Genomic DNA, 25,786 nt, shown 5'->3' with positions numbered 1-25,786 from the left:
CACCATGACTATAGAAAAAAAACTCACGGAACTCATGGAACGGGTCAACTACGCCCGTGAAATACTCGGCAACAAGGACCGCCCTGAGCTGGACGCCTTTGCCAGGGAAATCAGCGAATTTCCCGACAAGAACAACGTCGTGGCCGACGACAGGGCCGTGCGTGCCCTGGAGTCCCTCGAAGTCCGCCTCTCGACCATGGAGACGGCCATAGACGCGCAACTGACCGCCATGGACAAGGTGCGCATCGTGCGCCACCCCCAGCGCGCCTGCCTCAAGGACATCCTTGAAAACGTCTACGACAACTACACCGAGATCGGCGGCAAGGACGAACACTCCATCGATCCGGGCATGCTCATCGCCCGCGCCTACATCACCCGCCGCAAGGGCAGGAAACTCATCAACCAGCCGGTCATGGTGGTGGGCCAGGAAAAAGGCCACGGCCAGGAGTTCCGCAACGGCGGCTCCATCAAGCCCTGGGGAAACAGCAAGGCATTGAAATACATGAAGGTCGCGGCCAGGGAACAGATTCCCATCCACGCCTATGTCAACACGCCCGGCTCCTATCCTGTCGAGGACTTCCCAGGCGCGGCCCAGCAGATCGCGGAAAACATCTATGAAATGGCCGGGCTGCCTGTGCCCATCATCGCCATCTTTTCCGAGGGCGGCTCGGGCGGAGCCGAGGCCATCGGCATGGCCGACAAGCGGCTCATGCTCTCCCACGGCTACTACTCGGTCATCTCACCCGAAGGTGCGGCAGCCATTGAGGGCCGCATCCGGGGCTCGGAACGCGCCCCGGCGGAACTCATAGAGTCCTGCGCCATTGCCCAGCAGATCACGGCCCAGGACAACTTGAGAAACGGCTACATCGACGAGATCATCCAGGAACCGGCGCTGGGCGTGCGGGCGGACCATTTCGACTTCTACAAGCGACTGCGCGATCAGGTGGTCCGGGCCACGGATGAAGTCACCCTGTCCGTGCGCGGCATGCGCCTGTTCCGGGCATTCGCCATGCGCCACTTTCACAAGCACGCGGACATCATCGTGCGCTGGACCCTGACCGAGAACGCGCGCGAGCGCCTCATCCAGCGCCGCTTCAAGAAATACCGCAAGCTGGCCCGGCACGCCTTCCACGACAACCGCTCCCTGCTGGAAAAACTCAACGCCACCCGGAGCGTCATCGTCTCCACCACCACCTCGGCGGTCCACTACGGGCTGATCAAGCCGTTCCAGCACAAGATCGCCCGCATCGTCGAGGAGGCCACGGACGAAATCCATGTGGTCACTGGCAAGATCGACTCCATGTACCGGTCCACACTCAAGAAACTTGGGGTCAGATCCATCGGCGACAGGCAGAAGGAAATGCGGCTGACCGGCCTGTCGCAGACCGATCCACAGGATCTGTGCATCGACAACAGCTGCGACTATGTCAGCCCCCAGGCGCGCGTGGACCGCGAGATCACCTGCCCCCACGCCGACAAGCGCGGCTGCCTTGACATCTGGGCGCGCGATCTGTTCACCGACTTCTCTGGTGTCTGCCCCCACTGCGGCTACAACTTCCCCATGGAATACCAGTGGTATCTCCACAACGTCTTCGACAAGGGGTCAGTCCGCGAATTCAACAGGGATATCGCCTCGGGCAACCCCACCGGCTTCCCCGGCTTTGAGAAGCGCATCGAGGCGGCCAGGGCCAAGACCGGGCTGCACAGCAGTTGCATGACCTTCAACGCCAGCCTGGAAGGCATCCGCCTGACGTGCGCCACGCTGATCGCCAACTTCCGGGGCGGCTCGGTGGGCGCGGCAGAGGGCGAGAAGTTCATCCGCGCCCTGGAGCTGGCCCAGTCCAAACACCAGCCCTTCCTGGCCTATGTCCACGGCACGGCGGGCATCCGCATCCAGGAGGGCGTCAACGGCCTCATCCAGATGCCCCGCTGCACCATGGCCGTGCGCAAATACATCGAGGAGGGCGGCCTCTACATCGTCCTCTACGACACCAACTCCTATGCCGGACCAGTGGCCTCGTTCCTCGGCTGCTCGCCCTACCAGTATGCCGTGCGCTCCTCGCGGCTCGGCTTTGCCGGTCCAGGCGTGATCAAGGAGACCACCGGGGTGGAGATTCCGCCCGACTACCACAACTGCTTCAAGGCCCTGTCCAGGGGCCACATCCAGGGCGTGTGGAGCCGCAAGGACATCCGCAACAACCTTCGGCAGGCGCTCCTGACCATCGGCGGACGAAACCTCTACTACCGCTGATTCCCCACTGTTCCAAGCCTCGCATCGTCAGGGTGGCCGCATCACGCGGCCACCCTTTTTTTCGCGCCCGCAATCTCCGCAAAATTGTCACACCGAAGTAACAACTCATGTCACGCGAGAGGTAGAAAATTGCTGTTGCCGACAGGATGCCCCTCGGCACAACAGCCGCTCCCGCTCGTGGACACCGGGGAAACACCATGCCCTACTCCTTGCTCTCGCGATTCATGTTCAACAAGAACTACAACGCCCAAGAGGCTGAAATGAATTATGATCTATCGGGTTTCTCCAAAACAGGAAACCACCACCCCGCCCAGTGCGGGTTCACGCTGGTCCTGATCGCCATCAAGGATTACTTCATCCTCAACGAGATGTACGGTCAGGGGTTCATCCAGCAACTGGAACACGAACTCAAGGAGGCCATTGCATCCACGGCCCACGAAAACAACGACTGCCGCCACATGGAAGCCATCAGCGTCGGGCCGGGCCAGGTCTCGTTCATTGTCCCGAGAACCAACGCCCCTGCGGACATTGCCTATGAATACAAGCTCAAGGCCCAGAACGGACTGAAGCGGACCATGTTCAACCACACCGGCATCGGCATTGACCTGGGCATGGGCTTCGCCACCCTGGAGGTTGGATCATCCATGCCAGACGCCACCGGGAGCCTCGGCGACGGAGATGATCCCATACGCTTCGAGTCGGCCCTGGACGAGGCGCGGCGCATCCTGCGCACTCCGCTGGACATGCAGGGACTCTCCATCGCCAACACCTACAACGACATCCTGGCCAAAAGCCTGATCTCCACCCATTACCAGCCCATCCTGGACTTCAAGTCCGGCTCAATTCTCGGCTGGGAGGCCCTGTCGCGCGGGCCCGAAGGGTCGTCCTTCCGCTCCCCGGTCATCCTTTTCGAGACCGCCGAGCAGTTCGGGCGGCTGTTCGCCTTGGAGCGGCTGTGTCGCGAGTCGGCCATCAGGAACGCCGGGCCCCTGCGAAAAGGGCAGAAGCTCTTCCTGAACATCCACCCCAAGACCATGGCTGATCCGGAGTTCACGCCGGGCAAGACCCTGGAGCTGATGGAACAGGCCGGGCTGGTGCCGGACGACATCGTCTTCGAGATCACCGAACGGCACAGCGTCCAGGATTTCGACCTCTTTTACCGGACGCTGGATCACTATCGCAGCCAGGGATTCTGTGTGGCCGTGGACGATGCCGGGGCCGGATACGCCGGCCTGACCCTCATCGCCCAACTCCAGCCCGAATACATCAAACTCGACAAGTTGCTCATCGACAAAATCCACAAGGACCCGGTCAAGCGCGCCCTGGTGGAGACCACCGTGACCTTTGCCGACAAGATCGGCTCGCGCATCATTGCCGAGGGCATAGAGACCAAGGCGCAGACCCTCTGCCTCAAGGACATCGGCGTCCACTGCGGCCAGGGGTATTTTCTGGCCCGGCCCGCCTTTCCCAAGCCGGAATTGACCAAGGAATGCCTGGACATCCAGTCCGTGAGCGACATCAGCGCCCGGAACATCACCTGCTCCCTGCCCATCGGCGACCTGGCGCACCCGCCCCACTCGGTGCCTGCCGACTATCTCGTTGCCGATGCGCAAGAATTCTTCAAGAACAACAGCCGTTTCTCAAGCATCATCGTGACCGACGACGATATCCCACGCGGGCTGGTCATGGAGTACCACCTCAACCGCCAGCTCTCGTCGCAGTACGGCATCGCCCTGTACTACCGCCGCCCCATCGAGGCGGTCATGGACGCGACACCACTGACCGTGGAACTGGACACCCCGGTGGAACAGGCGGCGCGCCAGGCCATGAAGCGCGAGCATCTCAAGGCCTACGACGACATCATCATCACCCGCAAGGGCCGCCTCTACGGCATCGTCTCGGTGCAGAACCTCCTCAACGCCATGGCCAAGATCCAGGTGGAGATGGCCAAGGGCACCAACCCGCTCACCGGCCTGCCCGGCAATGTGGCCATCGAGAAAGAGGTGGAGAGCCGCATCGCCCAGAAGCGGAAATTCAGCATCATCTACGCCGACCTGGACAATTTCAAGGTCTACAACGACACCTACGGGTTCAAGAACGGCGACGGGGTTCTCAAGTTGGCTGCGGACATCATGAGCTGGGCCGCGCGCAAGCACGCGGGGCAGGAGGCCCAGGTGTGCCATATCGGCGGCGACGACTTCGTGCTCATCACCGCGCCGGAGCCTGTCGAAAAAATATGCCGGTCCATTCACCGCTGCTTTGGCAGGCTGATCAACCGGTGTTACTGCCCCGAGGACCGGGCCAGGGGTTGGATCAAGGCCAGAGGGCGCGACGGCCAGGAGCGCAACTATCCCCTGGTCAGCATATCGCTCGGGGTCATCGAAATCTGCGGCCAGTGCTCGCTCATGGAGATCGGCGAACGCGCCGCCCACGTCAAGAAATTCGCCAAGTCCCGGCCCGGCAACTCCGTGGCCATGGACCGCCGTCCGCCCCTGGGCTCCGAAGAGGCCAAACGATAATAAAAGCCCTCCGCCGATGACGACGGAGGGCCTGTCCTTGCTCGCGATCCAGAGGGATCAGCGGGTCAGCCTGCGGAACTTGACCCGGTGGGGCTGGTCCGCGTCCACGCCCAGCCGCTTCTTGCGGTCCAGCACGTAGTCGCTGTAGTTGCCCTCAAGAAACACTGCCGTGGAATCGCCCTCAAAGGCGATGATGTGGGTGGCGACGCGGTCCAGGAACCAGCGGTCGTGGCTGATGACCAGCACGCAGCCCGCAAAGTTCTCCAGCCCGTCCTCCAGGGCGCGCATGGTGTTCACGTCCAGGTCGTTGGTCGGTTCGTCAAGCAACAGCACATTGGCCCCGGACTTGAGCATCTGGGCCAGATGGACCCGGTTGCGCTCGCCGCCCGAAAGCACTTCCACGGGTTTTTGCTGATCCTGTCCCGCGAAATTGAAGCGTGAGCAGTAGGCCCTGGCATTGACGTCGCGCTCGCCCAGCTTGATGAATTCCGCCCCGCCACTGATGATCTCGTAGACGCTCTTTCCGGGCGTCAGCGACCCGCGATTCTGGTCGGCATAGGCCAACTTGACCGTGGTGCCAAGGATCATGGTGCCAGAATCGGGCTTTTCCTCGCCCACGATCATCTTGAACAGCGTGGACTTGCCCACGCCGTTGGGGCCGACAATGCCGACAATGGCATTGGGCGGGATGATGAAGTTCATGTCCTCCACCAACAGCTTGTCGCCCATGGACTTGGTCACGTGCTCGGCCTCGACCACCTTCTTGCCAAGGTGCGGTCCCGGCGGAATGTAGATCTGCAGATCGTCCGCCAGACGCTCGCTCTCGTGGCTGACCATGGACTCGTAGGCGTTGATGCGCGCCTTGCCCTTGGCCCGGCGACCCTTGGGCGACATGCGTATCCACTCAAGCTCGCGCTCCAGGGTTTTCTGGCGCTCGGACTCGGCCTTGCTCTCCAGATTGAGGCGGTTCTGCTTCTGTTCGAGCCAGGACGAGTAGTTGCCCTTCCAGGGAATGCCGCGGCCACGGTCCAGTTCGAGAATCCAGCCGGCCACGTTGTCGAGAAAATAGCGATCGTGGGTCACGGCGATGACCGTGCCAGGGAACTGGGACAGGAATTTTTCGAGCCAGGCCACGGAATCCGCGTCCAGATGGTTGGTGGGCTCGTCGAGCAGCAGGATGTCCGGGGCCTGGAGCAGCAGGCGGCACAGGGCCACGCGGCGGCGCTCGCCGCCGGAGATGACCGAGACCAAGGTGTCCGACGGCGGACAGCGCAGGGAGTCCATGGCCATGTCGAGCTTGGAGTCGATATCCCAGGCCCCCTTGGCATCCATCAGTTCCTGCACCTTGCCCTGGCGCTCGATGAGGGCATCCATCTCGTCCGCCTCCATGGGCTCGGCGAACTTCTCGTTGATCTCGTTGTATTCGCGGACAATGGCCATGATCTCGCCCACGCCCTCCTCGACCACCTCGCGCACGGTGCGGGTTTCGTCCACCAGCGGCTCCTGCTCCAGGTAGCCCACGGTGTAGCCTTCCTTGACGTGCGTCTCGCCCTCGAAATTCTTGTCAACGCCCGCCAGGACCCTGAGGAGCGAACTCTTGCCCGACCCGTTAAGGCCGAGCACGCCGATCTTGGCACCATAGAAGTATGACAGGGATATGCTTTTCAGTACTTCACGCTGTCCGTGACGCTTGGTCACCTTGTACATGGAGTAGATGATCTTTTCCGAATCGTTGCTCATTCTCACCTCGTGAAATGGGGGTTGTCTCGTGGGCATGAGCTTTTGCAAAGAAGCCGCCCTTTGTAAAGGAGTATCAGCAGCGAGGCTCCGCCCGTCAGGCGTAGGACTCCAGCGCGGCCCTGAGGTCTTCGGCAGCGTAGCGGTGCTTCGCCAGGGGCTGGCTCGTGGCGAGAACCGGGCGGTCGTTGCGATAGAGCACGCCAAGGGGAATGCGCTCGCCGAACTCGTCGGCCCTGGCCAGGGCCGCGGCCCAGTCCGTGGGATCATGGTCTTCCAGCATCAGGCAGCGCTCCTTGTACCAGCCAAAGGTGTTGACCTTGTTGAAGGAGACGCAGGGTTGAAAGATGTCCACCAGGGAGAATCCCGGATGGCTGACCGCCTGAACGATCATCTCCGTCAGGTGTTCGGGCTCGCCGGTAAAGGCACGGGCCACGAACCCGGCCTTCATGGCCACGGCCACGGCCACAGGGTTGAACGCCTCCGAGGGCGCGCCCTCGGGCTGGGTCTTGGTCACATGGCCGCGCCCGGAGGTGGGACTGGCCTGTCCCTTGGTCAGCCCGTATATCTGGTTGTCGTGGACCAGCAGGGTGATGTCCATGTTGCGCCTGATGGCGGCCAGGAAGTGGTTGCCGCCCTCGCCGTAGACGCAGCCGTCGCCCGACTCGCAGATGACGGTCATTTCCGGGTTGGCCATCTTCATGCCCTGGGCCACGGGCAGGGAGCGGCCATGCAGACCGTTGAACATGTGACAGTGCATGTAATGCGGCGTCTTGGCCGCCTGACCAATGCCGGACGAGACCATGACCCGGTGCGGGGGCAGGTCGAGCCTCGCCAGGGCCTTCTTCAATGATTCGAGAAGGGGAAAGTTGCCGCAGCCGGGACACCAGGAGGTCTCGAACTGGCCGTATTGCTCTATGGAGGTCATGCTTTCGCTCCTTGGGCTAGATGATGCTTTCCAGTCCCTTGAGGACATATTCCGGGCTCAGCGGCCTGCCGTCGAAGCGCAGGACCGAGCCGGTGACGGTGAATCCCGTCTCGCGCGCCACCAGCCGGGCGAACTGGGCCGTGGCGTTGCCCTCCACGGCCACCACCTGCCCCGCCGCTTCCAGCCGGTCCATGAACTGCTCCTCGCGCAGGGGATAGACCTGGCTGAAGTGGAGCACTGCCACGCGCCGCGCAGCCTTCTTGTTCAGGGTTTCCGCCGCTTCGAGACACGCGCCAAGGGACGAGCCCCAGCACAGGAGCACGAGGTCCGCGTCCTCATCGTTCTCGTCAGGACCATAATAATCCGGGCCGATGACGTCCTGCATCAGGCCGTTGCCCTTGTCGAGCCGCTTGACGTTCTGGCGCACGCGGTTGGCCGCGTCCTCGGTCATGTGGCTCTGCTCGTCGTGCTCGTGGGAGTCGGCCCGGACCAGCACCTCGGCAAAGCCCGGCACCACGCGGGGCGACACCCCGTCATCGGTCACGGCGTAGCGGCTGTAGGGAACCGGGGCTTCCATGAGCGGCTGCGCGATCTGCGGCAGATCGTCGAGGTCAAAGGGCGGCACGTCCCGGTACGAATCGGCCAGGAACTGGTCCGTGAGCACGAACATGGGCGTCTGGTACTGCTCGGCCAGGTCAAAGGCGTGATGCGTCAGGTAATAACACTCCTCCACCGTGCCGGGCGCAAAGATGGCTCTGGGAAACTCGCCGTGCCCGGCGTGGAGCACAAGGTTGAGGTCTGCCTGCTCGGTACGGGTGGCCAGGCCCGTGGCCGGACCGGGCCGCTGGGCGACCACGACCACCAGGGGTGTTTCCGAGACCCCGGCCAGACTCACGCCCTCGACCATGAGGGCGAACCCGCCGCCCGAGGTAGCCACCAGGGCTTTGGCCCCGGCATAAGAGGCACCGATGGCCATGTTGATGGCCGCGATCTCGTCCTCGGCCTGATCGTGGACAAGGCCGAGCGAGCGCCCCTTGGCAATCAGGGCGGTGGGCACGGTGGTGGCCGGTGTCATGGGATAGAACGAGACGAAATTGCATCCGGCGGCCAGCGCGCCCATGGCGATGGCCTCGTTGCCATTGAGCATCAGCCGCTTTTCCGCATTCTTTGGCAGCGGCGCGATGCAGGAGAAGTCGTACTTCTGCTCCCCGACCCAGGCATGGGCCTTGCGCACCACCTCGATGTTGGCCTGGACCACCGCGTCGCCCTTTTTGCCGAATGTCTGCCGCAGCAAATCTTCGAGAATGGCCACATCGGCACACACGGCCCCGCCCAGAACGCCCAGGGCCACCACGTTGTAAAAGAGCGGCTTGGGAGCCAGATCCTTGAGCGGCACGCGCAGCGCATTGAGCCCGGCGGTGTCGATGGAATCCCCGGCAATGACCACGGCTCCGGGGTTGAGCCGGTCGCGGTGCAGCTCGATGGTCCGGGCGTCCATGGCCACGAGGATGTCGATGGCCTCGGTGACGGCCAGCACCGGCTCGGCCCCCATGCGGATGGAAAAGAAATTGTGCCCGCCCCGGATGCGCGACATGTAGTCCTGCTTGACCAGCAGATGATACCCGGCCCGCATGACTGCGCGCGCCATGATCTGCCCTAGGGTGGCCAGCCCCTGCCCGGCCTCGCCGCCGATGACGATGTTGATGCCCGTATCCGGCATGTCCGCCTCCTGTGTCAGTCAATGGAAAGGCCGGAGGGATGCACCGTCCGGCCTTTGTGATTCAGCCCGCTTACGCGTTGGTCGGCGGCGTGAAGACCCTGGTGCCCAGGTCGCGGTCGAGCATGAACAGCCCGCCGCCGTCCCCCAGCATCCTGAGCTTGCCCACGATGGCGCCCACCGTGTCCTCTTCCTCCACCTGCTCGGTGATGAACCATTGCAGGAAGATGCCCACGGCGTGGTTGCGCTCCGCCACCGCGAGATCGGCCAGGGCGTTGATGCGCGCGGTCACGCCCTGCTCATGTTCCAGGGCGTTCTCAAAGGCGGCCAGGGGCGTCTCCCACGAATACTGGGGCGCATCAATGACGCCGAGCTTGGCGTGGCCACCGGCTTCATTGATATAGTTGAAGAAGCGCATGGCGTGGAACATCTCCTCCTGATACTGGGCATACATCCAGGTGGAGAACCCGGACAACCCTTCCTTGGAGAAATGGGCGGCCATGGAAAGGTAGATATGCGCCGAGTATATCTCCCAGTTCATCTGGGCGTTGAGCGCGTCCTGCATTTTCTCGCTGAGCATGAAAACTCCTGTGCCTCGTGGCGGATTGGTTCATTGATCTGACTCGCGCCTTGAGCGCGGGCCGGGCATAGCTGGCAGTCGTCTCATGTCTTCATGAAACGTCATTAACGAATACACCATCTTTCAGGTCGGTTTGCAAGGGAATGCGAACGGTCTGGCCCGCCTGTCTGGCCTGTCAGTCTGGCCTGTCAGTCTGACCTGTCAGACAAGCCGGTTCTGGGTGAACATGTTCCGGAGCCGATAGGCCAGGTTCGTGTTCCGCTGGCCTGCGGTGGCGTTGTTCAGGCCAATCTGGAAGGCCCGCTCGCTGCCGATGAGCACGGCCAGCTCGCGGGCGCGGGTCAAGCCGGTGTAGAGCAGATTGCGCTGCAAGAGCATGTAGTGCTGGGTGACGATAGGCATGACCACCGCCGTGTATTCGCTGCCCTGGGACTTGTGGACGCTCACGGCGTAGGCCAGCCCCAGCTCGTCCAACTCCCCCGCCTCGAACTGGACGTTGTTGCCGTCGAACTCCACCAACAGCTCCTGGGCCTCGGTGTCCACATCCACGATCCAGCCGAGGTCGCCGTTGAACACTTCCTTGTCGTAGTTGTTCTTGAGCTGGATGACCCGGTCACCGGCCCGGTAGGTGGCGAACTTGCGCTTGAGTTCGCGGACATGCGGTCCGGGCGGGTTGAGCCGCGCCTGCAGGGCCGCATTCAGGGCCTGGGTGCCCACGTCGCCCTTGTGCATGGGCGTGAGCACCTGGATGTCGCGCCGGGGGTCAAGCCCGTACCGCTCCGGGATGCGCTCGCAGACGCTGTCGAGGATGAGCTTCTGGACCTTGGCCGAGTCCTCCTGCGGTATCCAGAAAAAATCCGCCTCAGGAGCCTGGCACGGATGCTGCCGGGGGAACTGCCCGCTGTTGATGCGGTGGGCGTTGACCACGATGAAGCTCTCCTGCGCCTGCCGAAAAATATGGGTCAGTACGGCGCACGGCACCCGCTCGGAGTTGATCAGGTCGGCCAGCACGTTGCCCGGCCCGACGCTGGGCAGCTGGTTGACATCGCCCACCAGGATCAGGCGGCAGGTATGCGGCAGGGAGCGCAGGATGGACACGAACAGGTGCGCGTCCACCATGCTCGCCTCGTCGATGACCAGCACGTCCGCCTTGAGCTTCTGATCCTCGCAGTAGTGAAAGCCGCCGTCGGGCTGATACTGGAGCAGCCGGTGGACCGTGTGGGCCGGATGGCCCGTGGCCTCGGTCATGCGCTTGGCCGCCCGGCCCGTGGGGGCCGCCTGCTTGACCGTGAGGCCCAGCTCCTTAAGGGTGAGCATGATGGCCTTGGTGATGGTGGTCTTGCCCGTGCCCGGCCCGCCGGTGATGATGAAGACCTTGTTGCTGCACGCCTCGAAGACCGCCCGGCGCTGCTCGTCCGAGAGCTTGAAGCCGAGCTTGTCCTCCACCAGGGGCAGGGTCTTGTCGATCTTCTTGCGGCTCACGGGCGTGGGATGGCTGACGAGCTGGTAAAGCCGCTGGGTGATCTCGTTCTCATAGTGGTAGAAATGCATCAGATAGACCGCGTCCGACACGCCCTGCTCGGGCAGGTTCTCAATGCGGACCCGCTTCTTCTCCTCCAGCGAATAGAGCGCCAGCTCCAGCCTGTCGTAGTCCGAGGTGTCGAGCATCCGGGCCACGTCCGAGAGCAGCGTGTCCTTGGGAATGAACAGGTGCCCGCTGCGCTCGCAGGAGGTGAACAGGGCGTAGACGATGGCCGCCTCCAGCCGCTGGGCGCAGTCCGGGGCAAAGCCGAGCTTCATGGCCATCTGGTCCGCGGTGCGAAAGCCCACTCCGCGAATCTCGTAAGCCAGGTCATAGGGGTTGACGCGCAGCTTGCGCTCGGCCTGGGCACCGTGCAGGTGGAATATCTTCCCGGCAAAGGTGGTCGGCACGCCGTGGGTCTGAAGAAAGACGAGCAGGTTCTTGATCTCGCGCTGGCGGCTCCAGGAGTCGATGATGTCCGTGAGCTTGTTTTTGGAGATGCCCTTGATGGACAGGAGCTGCTCCGGGTCGTCGTCGAGCAGGTCGAGCACGGCCACGCCAAAGGCCTCCACCAGCCTCGTCGCGGTCTTCTCGCCCACTCCCTTGATGGAGGATTGCAGGAATCGGATGACCCCGTTCTCAGTGGCGGGCCGGGCCTGCTCAAAGGTGCGCACCTCGAACTGTCGCCCGAACTTGGGATGCGTGGTCCAGACGCCGTGCAGGTCCAGGGTGGACCCGGCGCTCAACTCGCCCATGGTGCCCACGATGGAGAACTGGCCCGGCTCGTCGCGCATACGGCAGCGGGCGATGGCGTAGCCGTTCTCCTTGTTGTGGTAGACGACGGACTGCACCTCTGCGCCGGAGAGGAAGGTCAACTGTTCGTCGCTCATGGCCGGTGCCTGCGGGTCACACTTTCTGCCTGTGGACCAGGGATTGCCGAAGCGTCTCCCGGTCCATGAACTTGACCTCGCCGCCCATGGGGATTCCCTGGGCCAGACGGCTGACCGTGATGCCGGAAAAATCCGCCCCGACCATGTTCTTGATGAACGAGGCCGTGGCCTCGGCGTCGAGCGTCGCGCCCAGGGCCAGGATCAGCTCCCTGACATGCCCGGCGCGCAGATGGCGGCGCAGCCGGTCGGTCTCCAGGTTGGCCGGAGACACGCCATCAAGAGGCGACAGCAGGCCGCCCAGGACCAGATAGCGGCCCCGGAACACGCCCATGTCCTCCATGGCCAGAAGCGCGTCCCACTCGGGAACCACGCAGAGCTGGTCCGTCTCGCGGCTCGGGTCCGCGCAGATGGCGCAGGGGCTGGCCTCGGCCAGACAGGCGCACTCCTCGCACAGGCAGAGGTTCTCGCGCAGGTCGAGGATGGCCTGGCCCACGCCGTTGGCGCGCTCGCGCGGCATCTTGAGCAGGGTCAGCGCCATGCGCAGGGCCGACTTGGGGCCGACTCCGGGGAGGCTGGAGAGCTGCTCCACCACCTCCCTGAGCGGGCCGGGAATATTCTGCAACGATACCTCTCCTCGTGTGCTGTCCGATACTCACGCAAAGCCGTCTTTTCGGAAGACCGCTGCGCCGAAAATCGCGGTTTTCGGCTCGCTTACGCCGCCGATGGCGGCGAGCCCGGCGTTCGCCCGGCCTGTGTATCGAGGGTGAAAGTCGCGAAATGAAGCAACACCCTTCGTGGGCGCGCCACTAGAACATGCCAGGGATGTTCAACCCGCCGGTGACCGAGGAGAGTTCCTTCTCCATGAGTTCCTTGGATTTCTTGAGCGCCTCGTTGGCCGCGGTCAGCACCAGGTCCTGAAGCATCTCAACGTCGCCGGACTCCACCACACTCGGCTCGATGACCACCGCGACCACCTCCTGGCCGCCCGTGACCCTGACCGTGACCATGCCGCCGCCGCTCGACGCCTCGACGATCATGGCTTTCAGTTCATCCTGCTTCTGGCTCATCTTGCGCTGCATGACCTGCGCCTGACGAATCATCTCGTTCATATTTCTCATGGTATTCTCCGAATAGGGCTGATGTCGTTGATTACTGCCTGCGGTGTCCGACCGAGAGCATCTGGGCGCTGAAGGTTTCCATCACCTTGAGCACGCCCGGATGGTTTTCGGCCTCTTCCTGAAGCTGCCTGTCCGTCTTGGGGACGGCAATATCGCCTGTTTCCACCCGAACTTCAACCTTGGGGCCGAAATATTCCCTGGTCAGGATACCCAAGGCTGAAAGCGTCGTATTTTCAGAGAGTTGTGAGCAGTGCATCCGCGATTTGCAGCGGATCACCAGCGTGTCGTCGCCCACCCGGCCCTCGGTCAGGCGGAGCATGGCCACCCTGACCCCGGCCTGCCCGTTGCGCTCGGCCACGAAATCGAGGAATCCGGCCCAGTCGCGCGGGCCTGATGGCCGGGCCACGGGCGCGGCAGGCCCCTTCGACAGAGCCGAAGGCGGCGACGGGGCGTCACCCGTCTCAGTCCAGACCCCGGCCTCCCGTACATCCTGAATATCCGGGCAGTCGCTGTCGTCAGGCGGGCCGTCGTCGTAGGAGGGCGGCGCAGGCTCCTGTGCCGCAGGGGCCATGGTCCGGGGCGAGGCTCCGTGTCCGGGTCGAGGGTCGTCCGGGCCTCCGGACGGTTCGGTTCCGGACGGCTCGTTGCCGGACGAATCCCGTCCGTTCCCCTGCTGGCTCTGCCTGGGCGCCTGGGGCATTGCGGGCTGTCCCGCCTGCCGGGGCGGGGCCTGACGCGGCGGCTGTGGCGCGAACCGCTGGCCGCCAGCCGCAGGCGGCGGCGAACCGGGCTGCTGTGCCAAAGGCGGGCGCGGCAGGGTCTGGCCGCCCCCCTGCCCCGCTGCCGACCCAGTGCCGGTCACGGGGCCGGTCATGGGGCCGGTCATGGCTTCGAGATTGATCAGGTCCGGCAGGCTGGTCAGGTTGAGCAGCAGCAGTTCGAGCGCCAGGGCGGGTTCGAGGCTGGTCATGACCTTGCGCTGGCCGTCCAGGGTCATCTGCCAGCAGGCGTGGATGTGCGCGGGCGCGAACTTTCCGGCCCAGTCCATCCAGGTGGAGGCCTCCTCGCCGGAGAATCCGAGCAGGGGCAGCGCGTCCGGCCCGGCCTGGCGCAGCAGGAACATGTTGCGCCAGCAGGTGGTCAGCTCGCGCAGGAAGAACCCGAGGTCGAGCCCCTGGTCGAGCACCTGGCGCAGAACCATGCCCACGGCCACGAGATCGCGGGCGTGCATGGCCTCCATGAGCCGAAAGAAGACATCCTGCCCGGCCAGTCCGAGAAAACCGCGCACACTCTCCTCGCGCAGCACGTCCTCGCCTATGGCCAGAGCCTGGCCGAGCAGCGACATGGAGTCGCGCACGCTGCCCGCGCCGCGCTTGGCGATGATCTGGAGCGCGCCCGGCTCGTATTGCAGTGCCTCGGCGTTCATGAGCTTTTCCAGATGCTCCACCAGCGCCTGCTGGGAGAGCATCTTGAAGGTGTAGTGCTGGCAGCGGCTGACGATGGTGGCCGGAAACTTGTGCGGCTCGGTGGTGGCCATGATGAAGGTGGCGCGCGGTGGCGGCTCCTCAAGGGTCTTGAGCAGCGCGTTGAACGCCTCCTTGGTCAACATGTGCGCCTCGTCGATGATGAAGACCTTGTAGCGGCACTCCACCGGCGCGTAGCCGATGTCTTCCTTGAGACGGCGGGCGTCGTCGATGCCGCGGTTGGACGCGCCGTCGATCTCGATGACATCCACGGCCACTCCGGCGGTGATCTGCCGGCAGTTGGAGCACTGGTTGCACGGCTCTGCCGTGGGCGCATTGGCGCAGTTGAGGGCCTTGGCAAAGATGCGGGCGAGGGTGGTCTTGCCCACCCCGCGCGTGCCGGAAAAGAGATAGGCCGGGGCGATCCTGTTCTGCTCCGCGGCCCTGGAGAGGATCGCCTTGATGGCCTCCTGCCCGGCCACCTCGGCAAAGGTCTGGGGACGGTATTTGGCGGTCAGATTCGATGTGCTCATGGGTATGCCTGATGCTTGTGCGCGGCCACGCAGTCCCGGAAAAACGGACGGAAATGGGGGAAACCCGACCAGCCGCGCCGGATTTCCCCCTTGTCTAGCAGATGATGGACCGACTTGCCACTAGATGGTGTAGCGGTGGAGCCAGTGCTCGTAGTCGGAATTCTCGCCCTTGACGATCTTGAAGTACTCGGTCTGGAGCAGCTTGGCCACCGGCCCGGCCTTGCCCTCGCCGATCTCGCGGCGGTCGATGGAACTGACCGGGGTCAGCTCGGCGGCGGTGCCGGTAAAGAAGACCTCGTCCGCGATGTAAAGCATGTCACGGGTAATGGGCTCCTCGCGCACCTCATAGCCCAGGTCCGTGGCCAGGGTGATGATGGAGTCGCGGGTCAGACCGCCCAGCACACCGTCGGAGTGCGGGGTGTAGATGACATCGTTGACCACCATGAAGATGTTCTCGCCAGACCCCTCGGACACATGGCCGGTGGTGTCGAGGAGCACGGCCTCGTGGTAGCCGTCGGCAACGGCCTCGGTCTTGGCCAGCACGGAGTTGACGTAGTTGCCGCACGCCTTGGCCTTGGTCATCATGACATTGACATGATGGCGGGCAAAGGTGCTGGTCTTGATCTTGATGCCCTTTTCCAGGGCCTCGTCGCCAAGATAGGCGCCCCAGGGCCAGGTGGCGATGACGGTGCGGATGGGGTTGTTGCCCGGATGCACGCCCATGACGCCGTCGCCGATGAAGACCAGCGGGCGCAGGTAGGCCCCGGCCAGCTTGTTGCGCTTCAGGGTTTCGGTGGCGGCGGCGCATAGCTCGGCCACGGTGTAGGGCACCTTGATGCCGAGGATCTTGGCCGAGTTCACGAGACGGATCATGTGTTCTTCAAGGCGGAAGACCTCGGAGCTGCCGTCGGCACACTCGTAGGCCCTGATGCCCTCGAAAACGCCCGCGCCGTAGTGCAGTGTATGAGTCAGGACGTGGACATTGGCCTCGTCCCAGGGGACCTGTTTGCCGTCGAACCAGATGGTTTCCGATTTCTGAACCATGGAATTCGCTCCTGTTGGGAAGATGTGGCAGCAAGATGCGGCAGAGCACGAGTAAAGAATGGAAACTAAAAAAAAGCGACTTCGAGGTCAAGACACGATGTGTCACCGGACGGAATTTCATTTTGACAGGGATTGGCGTCAAGAGTAAGAAAACTACTCTTGCACCCATACCATTTCAGGAGTTTCTTGCCATGTCCAAATTCGCGAGAGTCGATCGACTGCCTCCCTACGTCTTCGCCCAGGTCAACGAACTGAAGATGAAAATGCGCCACGCAGGCGCGGATATCATCGACCTGGGCATGGGCAACCCTGATGTGCCCACCCCCAAACCCATCCTCGACAAGATCGCCGAGGCGGCATACAAACCAGGAAACTCCAAATATTCAGCATCAAAAGGCATCAAGGGGCTGAGGAGAGCGATCCGCGACTGGTACCTGCGCCGCTATGACGTCTCCCTCGACGACAACCAGGAAGTGTGCGTGACCATGGGTGCCAAGGAAGGACTGGCCCACCTGGCCCTGGCCATGCTCAGCCCCGGCGACGTGGTGCTCGCCCCGGACCCGGCCTATCCCATCCACCCCTACGCTTCCATCATCGCGGGCGCGGACGTGCGCCGCGTGCCCATCGGCCCGGGCCAGGACTTTTTCGAGAATCTGGAGACCGCTGTCCGCCACACCTGGCCCAAGCCCAAGCTCCTGATCATCAACTTCCCGCACAACCCGACCACCCAGTGTGTGGAGTTGCCCTTCTTCCAGCGCATCGTCGACTTCGCCAAGGAGCACGGGCTGTACGTCGTCCACGACCTTGCCTACGCGGACTTCGTGTTCGACGGCTACACCGCCCCGAGCTTCATGCAGGCCGAAGGGGCCAAGGACGTTGGCGTCGAATTCTTCTCCATGACCAAGAGCTACTCCATGGCCGGCATGCGCGTGGGCTTTTGCGTGGGCAACCAGGACATGGTCCAGGCCCTGACCCGCATCAAGAGCTACCTCGACTACGGCATCTACCAGCCCATCCAGATCGCGGCCACCTGCGCCCTCAACGGCGACCTGGGCGAGAACCCCAAGTTCACGGTCGAGGACATGGATCAGGCCGTCAAGGACATCATGGCCGTGTACGCCGATCGGCGCGACGCCCTGTGCGAGGGCCTCAACCGCATCGGCTGGGCCGTGACCCCGCCCAAGGCGACCATGTTCCTGTGGGCGCCCATCCCGGATGAATTCAAGCACATGGGCTCGGTCGAATTCTCCAAGATGCTCCTGCAGGAGGCGGAGGTGGCTGTCTCCCCCGGCCTCGGCTTTGGCGAATACGGCGACGACCATGTCCGGTTCAGCTTTGTGGAGAACCGCCACCGTACCAACCAGGCCGTGCGCAATCTCCGGAAATTCTTCGGAAAGGGTTAATCGAGGTTTTCATGGATGTGATACGACTCGGCCTGGCTGGCTTCGGCACTGTCGGCACCGGCCTGGCACGGATACTCGACACCAATGGCGAGCGCATCGCCAAGCGGCTTGGCAAACGCATTGAAATACGGCGTGTGCTCGTGCGCGACCTGACCAAACAGCGCACGTTCGACCCAGGCACGGGCGTCGCCTTCACCACTGATCCCGATGTCCTGGTCAACGACCCGGACATCGACATCGTGGTCGAGCTGATGGGCGGGCTGGACACGGCCAAGGCGCTGATGCTCAAGGCGTTTGGTGCAGGCAAGCATGTGGTCACGGCCAACAAGCACCTGCTGGCCGTGGACGGTCTCGAACTCTTCGAGGCGGCCAGCGCCAGCGGCGTGGGCCTCATGTTCGAGGCGAGCTGCGCGGGCGGCATCCCCATCGTCCAGACCCTCAAGGAGAACCTGGCCGGGGACGAGGTCGTCAAGATGCTCGGCATCGTGAACGGCACAGCCAACTACATCCTCTCGGAGATGACCACCAAGGGCATGGACTTCACCATTGCCCTGAGCGAGGCCCAGGCCCTGGGCTATGCCGAGGCGGACCCCACCTTCGACATCGAGGGGTTTGATACTGCCCACAAGCTGTGCGTGCTCATCCGCATGGCCTTTGGGGTGGACTATCCCCTGGACGAACTGCCGGTCCAGGGCATCACCACGGTCACACCCATGGACATCGAGTTCGCCCGCAGATTCGGCTACCGCATCAAGCTGCTGGCCCACGCCATGACCAGCGACGGCAGACTCGAAGCGGGCGTGCACCCGGCGCTGGTGCCCTACACCTACCTGCTGGCCAGGGTGGGCGGCAACTACAACGCCGTGCGCCTGGAAGGCAACGCGGTGGGGCCGATCATGCTCCACGGCCAGGGCGCGGGCGACCTGCCCACGGGCAGCGCCGTGCTGGCCGACATCATGAATCTGGCCCGGCAGACCACCGGGCGGTGCGACATCCTGGACAACACCGGCTTTCGCAACCAGCCCATCCCCAGGGCGGATATCGTCCCGCCCGGAGAGTCGGAATCCAAATTCTACTTCCGCTTCACTGTGGCTGACCGCACCGGCGTCATGGCCTCCATCACCCGGTCCATGGCCGACCACGGGGTGTCCATCGCCCAGGCGGTGCAGGACGGCGAGGCCGGGGCCAAGGGCGTTCCCCTGGTCATCATCAGCCACGAGACACGGGCCGATGCCGCACAGGCCGTGGTGGCCGAGGTGGACGCCATGGACTTCAGCGTCGAACCCTGCGTCAGCTTCAGAATTCTCTAACAGGACATTTGATGAAACTTCTCTATCTCGTTGCCGACGGCATGGGTGGCTGGCCGCTCAAGGAACTGGGCGGCAAGACCACCATGGAGGCGGCGCACACGCCGCATATGGACGAACTGGCCAGGACCGGCATGGTGGGTCGCGCCCGGACCGTGCCCCAAGGCATGGCCCCAGGCTCGGACGTGGCCAACATGTCCCTGCTCGGATTCGATCCGGCCAGCCACCACACCGGGCGCGGCCCCATTGAGGCGGCGGCCCAGGGCCTCGTCCTCGACCCCGACGACCTCGTCTGGCGGCTCAACCTGGTCACGGTCACCTCCCTGGACATCGACGGAATCATGCGCGACTACTCCTCGGCCCATATCGCCACCGAGGTCTCGCGCCCCATCATCGAAACCCTGCAACAAAAGCTCGGCAACGAGACCTACGTCTTTTACCCGGGCGTGCAGTACCGCCACCTGCTGGTCCAGAAAGGCGGCGCACTCACCGACGACGCGGGACTCCTGATCAACCCGCCCCATGACATCACGGACAAATCCATCAAATACGACCTGCGCGCCCTCTCGCGCAGCGCCCCGCTGTGGGATCTCGTATTCGAGGCCGCAGACCTGCTGGCCGACCGCACCGTCAACACGAGCGCGGCCAACTCCGTCTGGCCGTGGGGCCAGGGCCGCCCGCTCATGCTGCCCGACTTTGGCGACACCTTCGGCCTGCGCGGGGCCGTCATCTCGGCGGTGGACCTGATCAAGGGGCTGGGCAACGCCTCGGGCATGCGCGTGCTCGACATCGAGGGCGCCACCGGCCTGCTCGACACCAACTACCAGGGCAAGGTGGACGCTGCCCTCGACTTTCTCAAGGACCACGACTTCGCCTTTGTCCACCTCGAAGGCCCGGACGAATGCGGCCATGGCGGCAACGCGGCGGACAAGGTGGAGGCCATCAGCCGCTTTGACGCGCGGGTGGTCGCCCCCCTGCGCGCCGCGCTCAAAGGCCAGGACGTGGGTTTCATCATCACCTGCGACCACTTCACCCCCATTGTCGAGCGCACCCACACCACGGACCCTGTCCCCTTCATCATCCATGGCCCCGGTTGCCCCGCGTCGGGCGTGGACGGTTTCAGCGAAGCGACCGCCGACAGCACCGGCCTGCTTCTGGACAAGGGGTTTGAGCTTCTTCCCTTTGCCATGAAGACGCTGGGGATTGGCCAATGACCGTTGCCCCGCAGTTTCCGGCCTCGTCCTCCTGGTACCGCCACTTTGTCTCCTATGGCGAGACAGACACCATGGGCGTGCTCTACTACGCGGAATACCTGCACATCTTCGAACGATCCCGGAGCTTCTTCATCCGCGAGCACGGCATGAGTTACGCCGAGGTGGAGCAACGCGGCATCATCCTGCCCGTGCGCGAGGCCCAGTGCCGCTACCGCGTCCCGGTCCGCTTCGACGACGAGATACTGGTCCATGTCGGCATCACCCAGTGGAGGCGTGCGTCCATGACCTTCAGCTACGAGGTCATGAACCACGACAGGACCGTGCTCCACGCCACGGGCATGACCGAGCACGCCGCCGTGGACGCCACGGGCAAGCCCGTGCGCGTGCCCGGTTGGCTCCGGGAATTGTTCGACTGATCAGTCACCTCCCCCCCCCCACGCGCGAGAATTGCCTGCCGGACCTGGACAATCATTCAGGATAGTTCGATTATTTTTTCGGCTCTCAATTCAAACAACCGTTTACAGGCCGCCACTGCGTCTGGCACACTGCGTTCATGTACATCGACATCCACATGCACGCCTTTCATCCCAAGATATCCGGCAAGGTGCTGGCCCAGCTTGAAGACCACTACGCCATCACCCCTGTGGGCACCGGGCTGGTGGACGACCTGCTGGCGCGGATAGAGCGGGCGCATCTCGACACGGCGGTGGTCCTGACCGCGGCCACCACCCCGGCCCAGGTCATTCCGGCCAACAACTGGTCCCTGTCCATCAAGCGCGACCACCCGCAGCTCATCCCGTTCGGCACCGTCCACCCCGGCTTCGACGCCATGGAGCAGGAGCTGGACAGATTGGAGGCCAACGGCATCAAGGGATTGAAATTTCATCCCGACTTCCAGGGATTCAGGCTGGACGACCCGGCCCTCTACGATGTCATGGAGATGGTCGGCGACCGCTTTGTCTGCCTCTTTCACGTGGGCGACGCCCTGCCCCCTGAAGAAAATCCCTCCTGCCCGCGCAAGCTGGCCCAGCTGCGCAAGGTCTTTCCGGCCCCGGTCATGATCGCGGCCCACATGGGCGGCTATCTGCACTGGGAATACGCCCTGGAGCATCTGGCGGCCACCGACGTGCTGGTGGACTCGTCGAGCACCCTCGACTTTGTGGACGACCCGATGCTGCTGCGGCTCTACCGCGCCTTTGGCAGCCGCCGCATCCTCTTTGGCAGCGACTACCCGCTCTTTGATCCAGGGACCGAGCTTGAACGGCTGCAACGCCGGCTCAACCTCTCGTCCGGCGAGCTGGAGGCCATCCTGAGCAACGCGGGGGATATCCTCGCCCGACATCCCGTGTTTGCGCGGCCAAAAGAACGGGAACAGGCAAAAAGCTGTTGATGATATCGGCAGCGAGCGTGTATGGGGAAGACATCACGGGATTTCAAACGGGGGGAGAGACAGGAATGAAACGCTTTATCACGACCCTGCTTGTACTGCTCATGCTGATTGTGCTGGCCGCCTGCGGCAGCAGGAACTATCAGGTCACGACTAAGACGGGCGAGACCTTCCACACCCAGGGCGCACCCGAATACGACATGAAGAGCGAGACCTACAAGTTCACGGACGAAAAGGGCGAGGAGGTCATCCTCAAACGGGCCGATGTGGACGTCATCCAGGAACAGAAGGAGTAACGCCTTCGCCGCGAATCCGCCGACCAGCCCCCTGCCTTCGGGTCGGGGGCTTTTTTTGCGCCGATCCTCCGGCTCAGCCGCTGACCCGACGGTCCCGGTCAGATGAGATCGATGATGGAGCCGAAGCCGGGGTCGAAGAGCCGCTTGTAGGTGCGGATGACGAACCCGTCGGTCATGCCCGACAGGTAATCGCAGAGCATGCGCCGCCGTCCCTGCCCATCGTGCTTGAGGATGGCGAGGTGGTAGTGTTCGGGCAGCAGCCGGAATGACGGCTCGCCCTTGGTCACGTACTCGTCCTCGAAGACCGTGAACACCTTGCGCAGGATCATGCCGCCCTTGTATTCGAGCTGATGCACCTGGGGCGTGCGGAAGACCAGGGCCACGGCCAGCCGCTGCATCAGGTCGCACAACCGCCGGGCCACCGGGTTCACCTCAATGTCGTAGCAATAGCGGTTGGTCTGCCCGGCCAGCACGTTGTCGCGCCGGACCAGGGTGGTGGCGTGGATGAACCCGCCGATGCGCCGGGCCAGGAACGCGCCGAACGAATCGTCCATCACGGCCCCGCACAGATCGTCCAGAAACCGCATTTCCTCGGCGTCCAGGGCGTCGCCCTGCCCGTCCGTCCAGTTGCGTATCTTCTTGACCGAGATGAACCCGGCCCGGATGGCGTCGTCGAGATCATGCACCGAATAGGCGATGTCGTCGGCCCAGTCCATGATCCGGCATTCCAGCGACTTGAAGCCGTTGAGCGCGTCCTCGGAGTCGAACAGGCTGGCAAACGAGACATCCGGGCTGACGAAATCAAGGATGTCTTTCTGAAAATCGTACAGAAAGTGATGGCGCTTCTGTGCCGAATCCCGGAACAGGGTCTTGTACTTGAGCAGGCCGTCGAGAAAGGCGCGGGTAGGCTTCATGCCCGTCCAGGTGGCCTTGTCGCGGTAGAAGAGGTCCGCGAGGATGCGCAGGTTCTGGGCGTTGCCCTCGAATCCGCCCCAGTCGCGCATCAGCTCGTTGAGCACCTGCTCGCCCGCATGGCCGAACGAGGGGTGCCCGATATCATGGGCCAGGCAGATGGATTCCACCAGATCCTGGTCGATGTGAAACCCGTCGTGCAGCTCCCCGGACGACCGGTTGAGATGATTGACGATGGAGCGGCCAATCTGGGAGACCTCGATGGAATGGGTCAGCCGGGTGCGGTAGAAGTCGAACTCGCCGGACAGGAAGACCTGGGTCTTGGACTGGAGGCGGCGGAAGGCGGGCGAATAGATGATCCGGTCACGGTCCTGCTCGAACGGGGTGCGACCCTTGTCGTGCCGGGACTGCCCGCGCCCGATGCTCTCGATGTCAAAGTCGTTGTAGAAGGTGTTCTTCACGCATTCCTCCGCTGAACGGGGTTGGGGGGGGCGGGAGGCGGCGCAATCAGTCCAGCACCCCGGCCATGAGCGGCCCGATGCGGCTGGCCGTGTCCTCGTCGGCGGTGGGCAGCATGCCGAGGATGCGGCCACGGTACATGACCGCGATCCGGTCCGCCAGCTGCAACGCCTCGTTGAGGTCGCCCGTGACCAGCAGCACCCCGGCCATGGCCCGGGCGTCGAGCAGACGCCGCCAGACCTCCTCGGTGGCCGACACGTCCAGCCCCTGGGTGGGCTGCTCGGCCACGATGAAGCGCGGCTGGCGGTAGAGCTCGCGGGCCAGCACGGCCTTTTGCAGGTTGCCGCCCGAGAGCTGCCAGGCCAGGGCGTGGATGCGTCCGGGCCGGATGTCGTACTTCTCAATCAGCGCCTCGGTGTCGCGCTCGGCGCGCTTCTTGTCGAGCCACATGCCCTTGGCAAACCCCATCCGGGTGGTCAGCAGCAGGTTGTCCACGAGGTTCTGGTTGCGCATGGTGGCCAGGCCCAGCCTGTCTTCGGGGATGTAGCACATGGAGCGGTTCCAGGTGGATTCGGCAAAAAACTTGCGCCAGGGCTGGCCCATGATGAAAACCGTGTCGATGGGCGGCTTGATCAGGCCGGTGACGGCCTCCACCAGCTCTTTTTGCCCGTTGCCCGCCACGCCGACCACGGCCACGATCTCGCCCCTGTGCACCTCGAAATTCACGTCGGTCAGCCCAAGGCCGGTCATGCCTCTGACCTCCAGCACCGGCTCGCCGATCTCGGCGGGCTGGCGGTCCACCTCCAGCAGCACCTCCCTGCCCACCATGCGCGAGGCGAGGTCCGCCTTGGATTCGATGGCCGAGGGGTCCAGCTCGCCCTCGATCCTGCCGCGCCGGAGGATGGCGATCTCGTCGGCCAGGGCGATGACCTCCTCCAGTTTGTGGCTGATGAAGATGACGGATTTGCCCTGCTCGGTCATACGCCACAGCGCCTCGAAGAGCCGGTTGGTCTCCTCGGGCGTGAGCACCGCCGTGGGCTCGTCAAAGATGAGGATGCGGCTTTCGCGGTAGAGCAGCTTGAGGATCTCCACCAGCTGCCGCTCGCCCATGGACAGGTCGCAGATGCGGGCCGAAACGTCCACATCCAGGCCGTAGGTCTCGGCCATGGCCGCGACCCGCGCCTCCATCTCGTCGGGGTCGATGAAAAATGTCCCCTCCTGGCCGAGCAGGACATTCTCGGCCACGGTCATGGACTCGACGAGCATGAAGTGCTGGTAGACCATGCCGATCCCGGCGGCGATGGCGTCCTTGGACGAGGCGAAGCGGACCGGCACGCCGTCCACCTCCATGGTCCCGGAGTCGGGCTTGTAGCGGCCAGCCAGCATGCTCATCAGCGTGGACTTGCCCGCCCCGTTCTCGCCCAGCAGGGCCTTGATGCGGCCTGGGTAAATGTCCAGCGTTATGGCGTCGTTGGCCGCCACCTTGCCGAACCGCTTGGTCAGCCCCTTGAGCCGGACCACCGGGGCAGTGCCTTCGGGCAGCGGCCTGACGCGGGCGGGCCGGACGTATCGCAGCTCGGACATCGCCCTACCCCTCCGGCTCGATGTTGGTGCCCAGGGCTGCCGGGGCGTCGATGCGGCGGCCCCGCCAGGCCGAGAGGATGAGGACGAGGATGGTCAGCAGATACGGCAGCATCAGGAGCAGGGACGACGGAATATGGGTGCCCATGGCCTGGAGCCTGAGCTGGAAGGCCATGACCCCGCCGAAGAGATAGGCCCCGACCACAGCCCGGCCCGGTCGCCAGAAGGCGAAGATGACCAGGGCCACCGCGATCCAGCCGCGCCCGCCCGCAAGGCCGTTGGTCCACAGATGGGTGTAGGCCAGCGAGAGGTAGGCTCCGCCAAGACCCATGAGAAACCCGCCCGCCAGAACCGCAAAATAGCGCAGGGCCACGGGCTTGAGCCCGGCGGCTGCGGCTGCGGCGGGCATCTCGCCCGTGGCCGCCACATGCAGCCCGAGGCTGGTGCGCCTGAAGAAGAACCAGAAAATGAAGGGCACCACAAAGGAGACGTAAACCAGCATGTCGTGCCTGAAAAAAATGTCGCCCAGCACCGGAATGGACGAGAGCAGCGGGAAGGGAAAGGGATCAAAGCCGGGCGCGGGCAGCCCCACATAGGGCACGCCAAGGAAATTGGTCACCCCGAGCCCCAGGATGGTCAGGGCCAGCCCGGACACCACCTGATTGCCCAGGCAGGTGATGCAGACAAAGCCGTGCAGCGAGGCGAAAAGCAGGCCTGCCGTGCCGCCCGCCAGGAAGCCGAGCCAGGGCGATCCGGTGGCAAAGCTGGTCAGGAACGCGGCCAGGGCGGCCACGGACATGATCCCCTCCACGCCGAGATTGAGCACCCCACCCTTCTCGGTCATCATCTCGCCCAGGGTGGCGAACAGGATCGGCGTGCCCGATTGCACCGTGGCCGCAAAGAGCGGTATCAGGAACTCCCCCAT

20 protein-coding genes are annotated in these 25,786 nt (G+C 63.9%); 8 read left to right on the top strand and 12 right to left on the bottom strand.

Annotated features, from left to right (window positions below; genetic code table 11):
• Positions 1-4 precede the first annotated feature (4 nt).
• Positions 5-2,251 (top strand): carboxyl transferase domain-containing protein, encoded by a 2,247-nt coding sequence (locus tag DAES_RS07305; protein ID WP_013514395.1) that lies wholly within the window; start codon positions 5-7, stop codon positions 2,249-2,251.
• A 197-nt stretch (positions 2,252-2,448) separates the two neighbouring features.
• Positions 2,449-4,770, top strand: coding sequence for a GGDEF domain-containing protein (locus DAES_RS07300; protein ID WP_013514394.1), 2,322 nt, complete (start codon positions 2,449-2,451; stop codon positions 4,768-4,770).
• Between the two features lie 57 nt (positions 4,771-4,827).
• Here the strand turns inward: DAES_RS07300 and ettA are convergent, their stop codons facing one another.
• From ettA to DAES_RS07255, 9 genes are all read right to left on the bottom strand, one after another.
• Positions 4,828-6,510: an energy-dependent translational throttle protein EttA gene (gene ettA, locus DAES_RS07295; RefSeq protein WP_013514393.1), complete on the bottom strand. Its 1,683-nt coding sequence runs from the start codon at positions 6,508-6,510 to the stop codon at positions 4,828-4,830.
• A gap of 94 nt (positions 6,511-6,604) precedes the next feature.
• Complete coding sequence (locus tag DAES_RS07290) at positions 6,605-7,435, bottom strand: thiamine pyrophosphate-dependent enzyme (protein ID WP_013514392.1); 831 nt, start codon at positions 7,433-7,435, stop codon at positions 6,605-6,607.
• A 16-nt stretch (positions 7,436-7,451) separates the two neighbouring features.
• Entirely contained in the window at positions 7,452-9,155 is a 1,704-nt protein-coding gene (locus DAES_RS07285; RefSeq protein ID WP_013514391.1) for a 2-oxoacid:acceptor oxidoreductase subunit alpha, read from the bottom strand.
• Between the two features lie 70 nt (positions 9,156-9,225).
• Positions 9,226-9,732, bottom strand: coding sequence for a ferritin (locus DAES_RS07280; RefSeq protein WP_013514390.1), 507 nt, complete (start codon positions 9,730-9,732; stop codon positions 9,226-9,228).
• Between the two features lie 201 nt (positions 9,733-9,933).
• Positions 9,934-12,144, bottom strand: a complete 2,211-nt coding sequence (gene recD2 / locus DAES_RS07275) for an SF1B family DNA helicase RecD2 (RefSeq protein ID WP_013514389.1) — start codon at positions 12,142-12,144, stop codon at positions 9,934-9,936.
• Positions 12,145-12,160: 16 nt separating this feature from the next.
• Complete coding sequence (gene recR / locus DAES_RS07270) at positions 12,161-12,766, bottom strand: recombination mediator RecR (RefSeq protein ID WP_013514388.1); 606 nt, start codon at positions 12,764-12,766, stop codon at positions 12,161-12,163.
• A 184-nt stretch (positions 12,767-12,950) separates the two neighbouring features.
• Entirely contained in the window at positions 12,951-13,262 is a 312-nt protein-coding gene (locus DAES_RS07265; protein WP_013514387.1) for a YbaB/EbfC family nucleoid-associated protein, read from the bottom strand.
• Between the two features lie 31 nt (positions 13,263-13,293).
• On the bottom strand, positions 13,294-15,258 hold the full coding sequence (dnaX, locus tag DAES_RS07260) for a DNA polymerase III subunit gamma/tau (protein ID WP_013514386.1): 1,965 nt from the start codon (positions 15,256-15,258) through the stop codon (positions 13,294-13,296).
• A 120-nt stretch (positions 15,259-15,378) separates the two neighbouring features.
• Positions 15,379-16,302: a branched-chain amino acid transaminase gene (locus tag DAES_RS07255; protein ID WP_013514385.1), complete on the bottom strand. Its 924-nt coding sequence runs from the start codon at positions 16,300-16,302 to the stop codon at positions 15,379-15,381.
• A 191-nt stretch (positions 16,303-16,493) separates the two neighbouring features.
• On the opposite strand from DAES_RS07255, the gene DAES_RS07250 reads away from it, so the two are divergent.
• From DAES_RS07250 to DAES_RS07225, 6 genes are all read left to right on the top strand, one after another.
• Complete coding sequence (locus DAES_RS07250) at positions 16,494-17,705, top strand: aminotransferase class I/II-fold pyridoxal phosphate-dependent enzyme (protein WP_013514384.1); 1,212 nt, start codon at positions 16,494-16,496, stop codon at positions 17,703-17,705.
• An 11-nt stretch (positions 17,706-17,716) separates the two neighbouring features.
• The gene (locus tag DAES_RS07245; RefSeq protein WP_013514383.1) at positions 17,717-19,015 is read left to right on the top strand and encodes a homoserine dehydrogenase; all 1,299 of its coding nucleotides are present in this window, start codon (positions 17,717-17,719) and stop codon (positions 19,013-19,015) included.
• 11 nt (positions 19,016-19,026) lie between these two features.
• Positions 19,027-20,226, top strand: a complete 1,200-nt coding sequence (locus DAES_RS07240) for a cofactor-independent phosphoglycerate mutase (RefSeq protein WP_013514382.1) — start codon at positions 19,027-19,029, stop codon at positions 20,224-20,226.
• Positions 20,223-20,642 (top strand): acyl-CoA thioesterase, encoded by a 420-nt coding sequence (locus DAES_RS07235; RefSeq protein WP_013514381.1) that lies wholly within the window; start codon positions 20,223-20,225, stop codon positions 20,640-20,642. Before DAES_RS07240 ends, DAES_RS07235 begins: the two co-directional genes overlap by 4 nt.
• A gap of 137 nt (positions 20,643-20,779) precedes the next feature.
• Entirely contained in the window at positions 20,780-21,616 is an 837-nt protein-coding gene (locus DAES_RS07230) for an amidohydrolase family protein (protein WP_013514380.1), read from the top strand.
• 65 nt (positions 21,617-21,681) lie between these two features.
• Positions 21,682-21,909, top strand: a complete 228-nt coding sequence (locus DAES_RS07225; protein WP_013514379.1) for a YgdI/YgdR family lipoprotein — start codon at positions 21,682-21,684, stop codon at positions 21,907-21,909.
• A gap of 98 nt (positions 21,910-22,007) precedes the next feature.
• Here DAES_RS07225 and dgt read toward each other — a convergent pair whose 3' ends face one another.
• From dgt to DAES_RS07210, 3 genes are read right to left on the bottom strand one after another with little or no spacing between them, the layout of a single operon-like run.
• On the bottom strand, positions 22,008-23,282 hold the full coding sequence (gene dgt / locus DAES_RS07220) for a dGTP triphosphohydrolase (RefSeq protein WP_013514378.1): 1,275 nt from the start codon (positions 23,280-23,282) through the stop codon (positions 22,008-22,010).
• Positions 23,283-23,328: 46 nt separating this feature from the next.
• Positions 23,329-24,864, bottom strand: coding sequence for an ABC transporter ATP-binding protein (locus tag DAES_RS07215; RefSeq protein WP_013514377.1), 1,536 nt, complete (start codon positions 24,862-24,864; stop codon positions 23,329-23,331).
• A 4-nt stretch (positions 24,865-24,868) separates the two neighbouring features.
• Positions 24,869-25,786 (bottom strand): ABC transporter permease, encoded by a 918-nt coding sequence (locus tag DAES_RS07210; RefSeq protein WP_013514376.1) that lies wholly within the window; start codon positions 25,784-25,786, stop codon positions 24,869-24,871.

Origin of the sequence: Pseudodesulfovibrio aespoeensis Aspo-2, from assembly GCF_000176915.2 — a bacterium.
In the GTDB taxonomy this organism is placed as follows: Bacteria; Desulfobacterota; Desulfovibrionia; order Desulfovibrionales; family Desulfovibrionaceae; genus Pseudodesulfovibrio; species Pseudodesulfovibrio aespoeensis.
This window is presented reverse-complemented; position numbering and strand designations above follow the sequence as displayed.

What these genes read in the sequence shown, in the direction of transcription:
- DAES_RS07305 (WP_013514395.1), top strand. Translation starts at nt 5, where the DNA reads ATGACTATAGAAAAAAAACTCACGGAACTCATGGAACGGGTCAACTAC.
- DAES_RS07300 (WP_013514394.1), top strand. Translation starts at nt 2,449, where the DNA reads ATGCCCTACTCCTTGCTCTCGCGATTCATGTTCAACAAGAACTACAAC.
- ettA (WP_013514393.1), bottom strand. Translation starts at nt 6,510, where the DNA reads ATGAGCAACGATTCGGAAAAGATCATCTACTCCATGTACAAGGTGACC.
- DAES_RS07290 (WP_013514392.1), bottom strand. Translation starts at nt 7,435, where the DNA reads ATGACCTCCATAGAGCAATACGGCCAGTTCGAGACCTCCTGGTGTCCC.
- DAES_RS07285 (WP_013514391.1), bottom strand. Translation starts at nt 9,155, where the DNA reads ATGCCGGATACGGGCATCAACATCGTCATCGGCGGCGAGGCCGGGCAG.
- DAES_RS07280 (WP_013514390.1), bottom strand. Translation starts at nt 9,732, where the DNA reads ATGCTCAGCGAGAAAATGCAGGACGCGCTCAACGCCCAGATGAACTGG.
- recD2 (WP_013514389.1), bottom strand. Translation starts at nt 12,144, where the DNA reads ATGAGCGACGAACAGTTGACCTTCCTCTCCGGCGCAGAGGTGCAGTCC.
- DAES_RS07265 (WP_013514387.1), bottom strand. Translation starts at nt 13,262, where the DNA reads ATGAGAAATATGAACGAGATGATTCGTCAGGCGCAGGTCATGCAGCGC.
- dnaX (WP_013514386.1), bottom strand. Translation starts at nt 15,258, where the DNA reads ATGAGCACATCGAATCTGACCGCCAAATACCGTCCCCAGACCTTTGCC.
- DAES_RS07255 (WP_013514385.1), bottom strand. Translation starts at nt 16,302, where the DNA reads ATGGTTCAGAAATCGGAAACCATCTGGTTCGACGGCAAACAGGTCCCC.
- DAES_RS07250 (WP_013514384.1), top strand. Translation starts at nt 16,494, where the DNA reads ATGTCCAAATTCGCGAGAGTCGATCGACTGCCTCCCTACGTCTTCGCC.
- DAES_RS07245 (WP_013514383.1), top strand. Translation starts at nt 17,717, where the DNA reads ATGGATGTGATACGACTCGGCCTGGCTGGCTTCGGCACTGTCGGCACC.
- DAES_RS07240 (WP_013514382.1), top strand. Translation starts at nt 19,027, where the DNA reads ATGAAACTTCTCTATCTCGTTGCCGACGGCATGGGTGGCTGGCCGCTC.
- DAES_RS07235 (WP_013514381.1), top strand. Translation starts at nt 20,223, where the DNA reads ATGACCGTTGCCCCGCAGTTTCCGGCCTCGTCCTCCTGGTACCGCCAC.
- DAES_RS07230 (WP_013514380.1), top strand. Translation starts at nt 20,780, where the DNA reads ATGTACATCGACATCCACATGCACGCCTTTCATCCCAAGATATCCGGC.
- DAES_RS07225 (WP_013514379.1), top strand. Translation starts at nt 21,682, where the DNA reads ATGAAACGCTTTATCACGACCCTGCTTGTACTGCTCATGCTGATTGTG.
- DAES_RS07215 (WP_013514377.1), bottom strand. Translation starts at nt 24,864, where the DNA reads ATGTCCGAGCTGCGATACGTCCGGCCCGCCCGCGTCAGGCCGCTGCCC.
- DAES_RS07210 (WP_013514376.1), bottom strand. Translation starts at nt 25,786, where the DNA reads ATGGGGGAGTTCCTGATACCGCTCTTTGCGGCCACGGTGCAATCGGGC.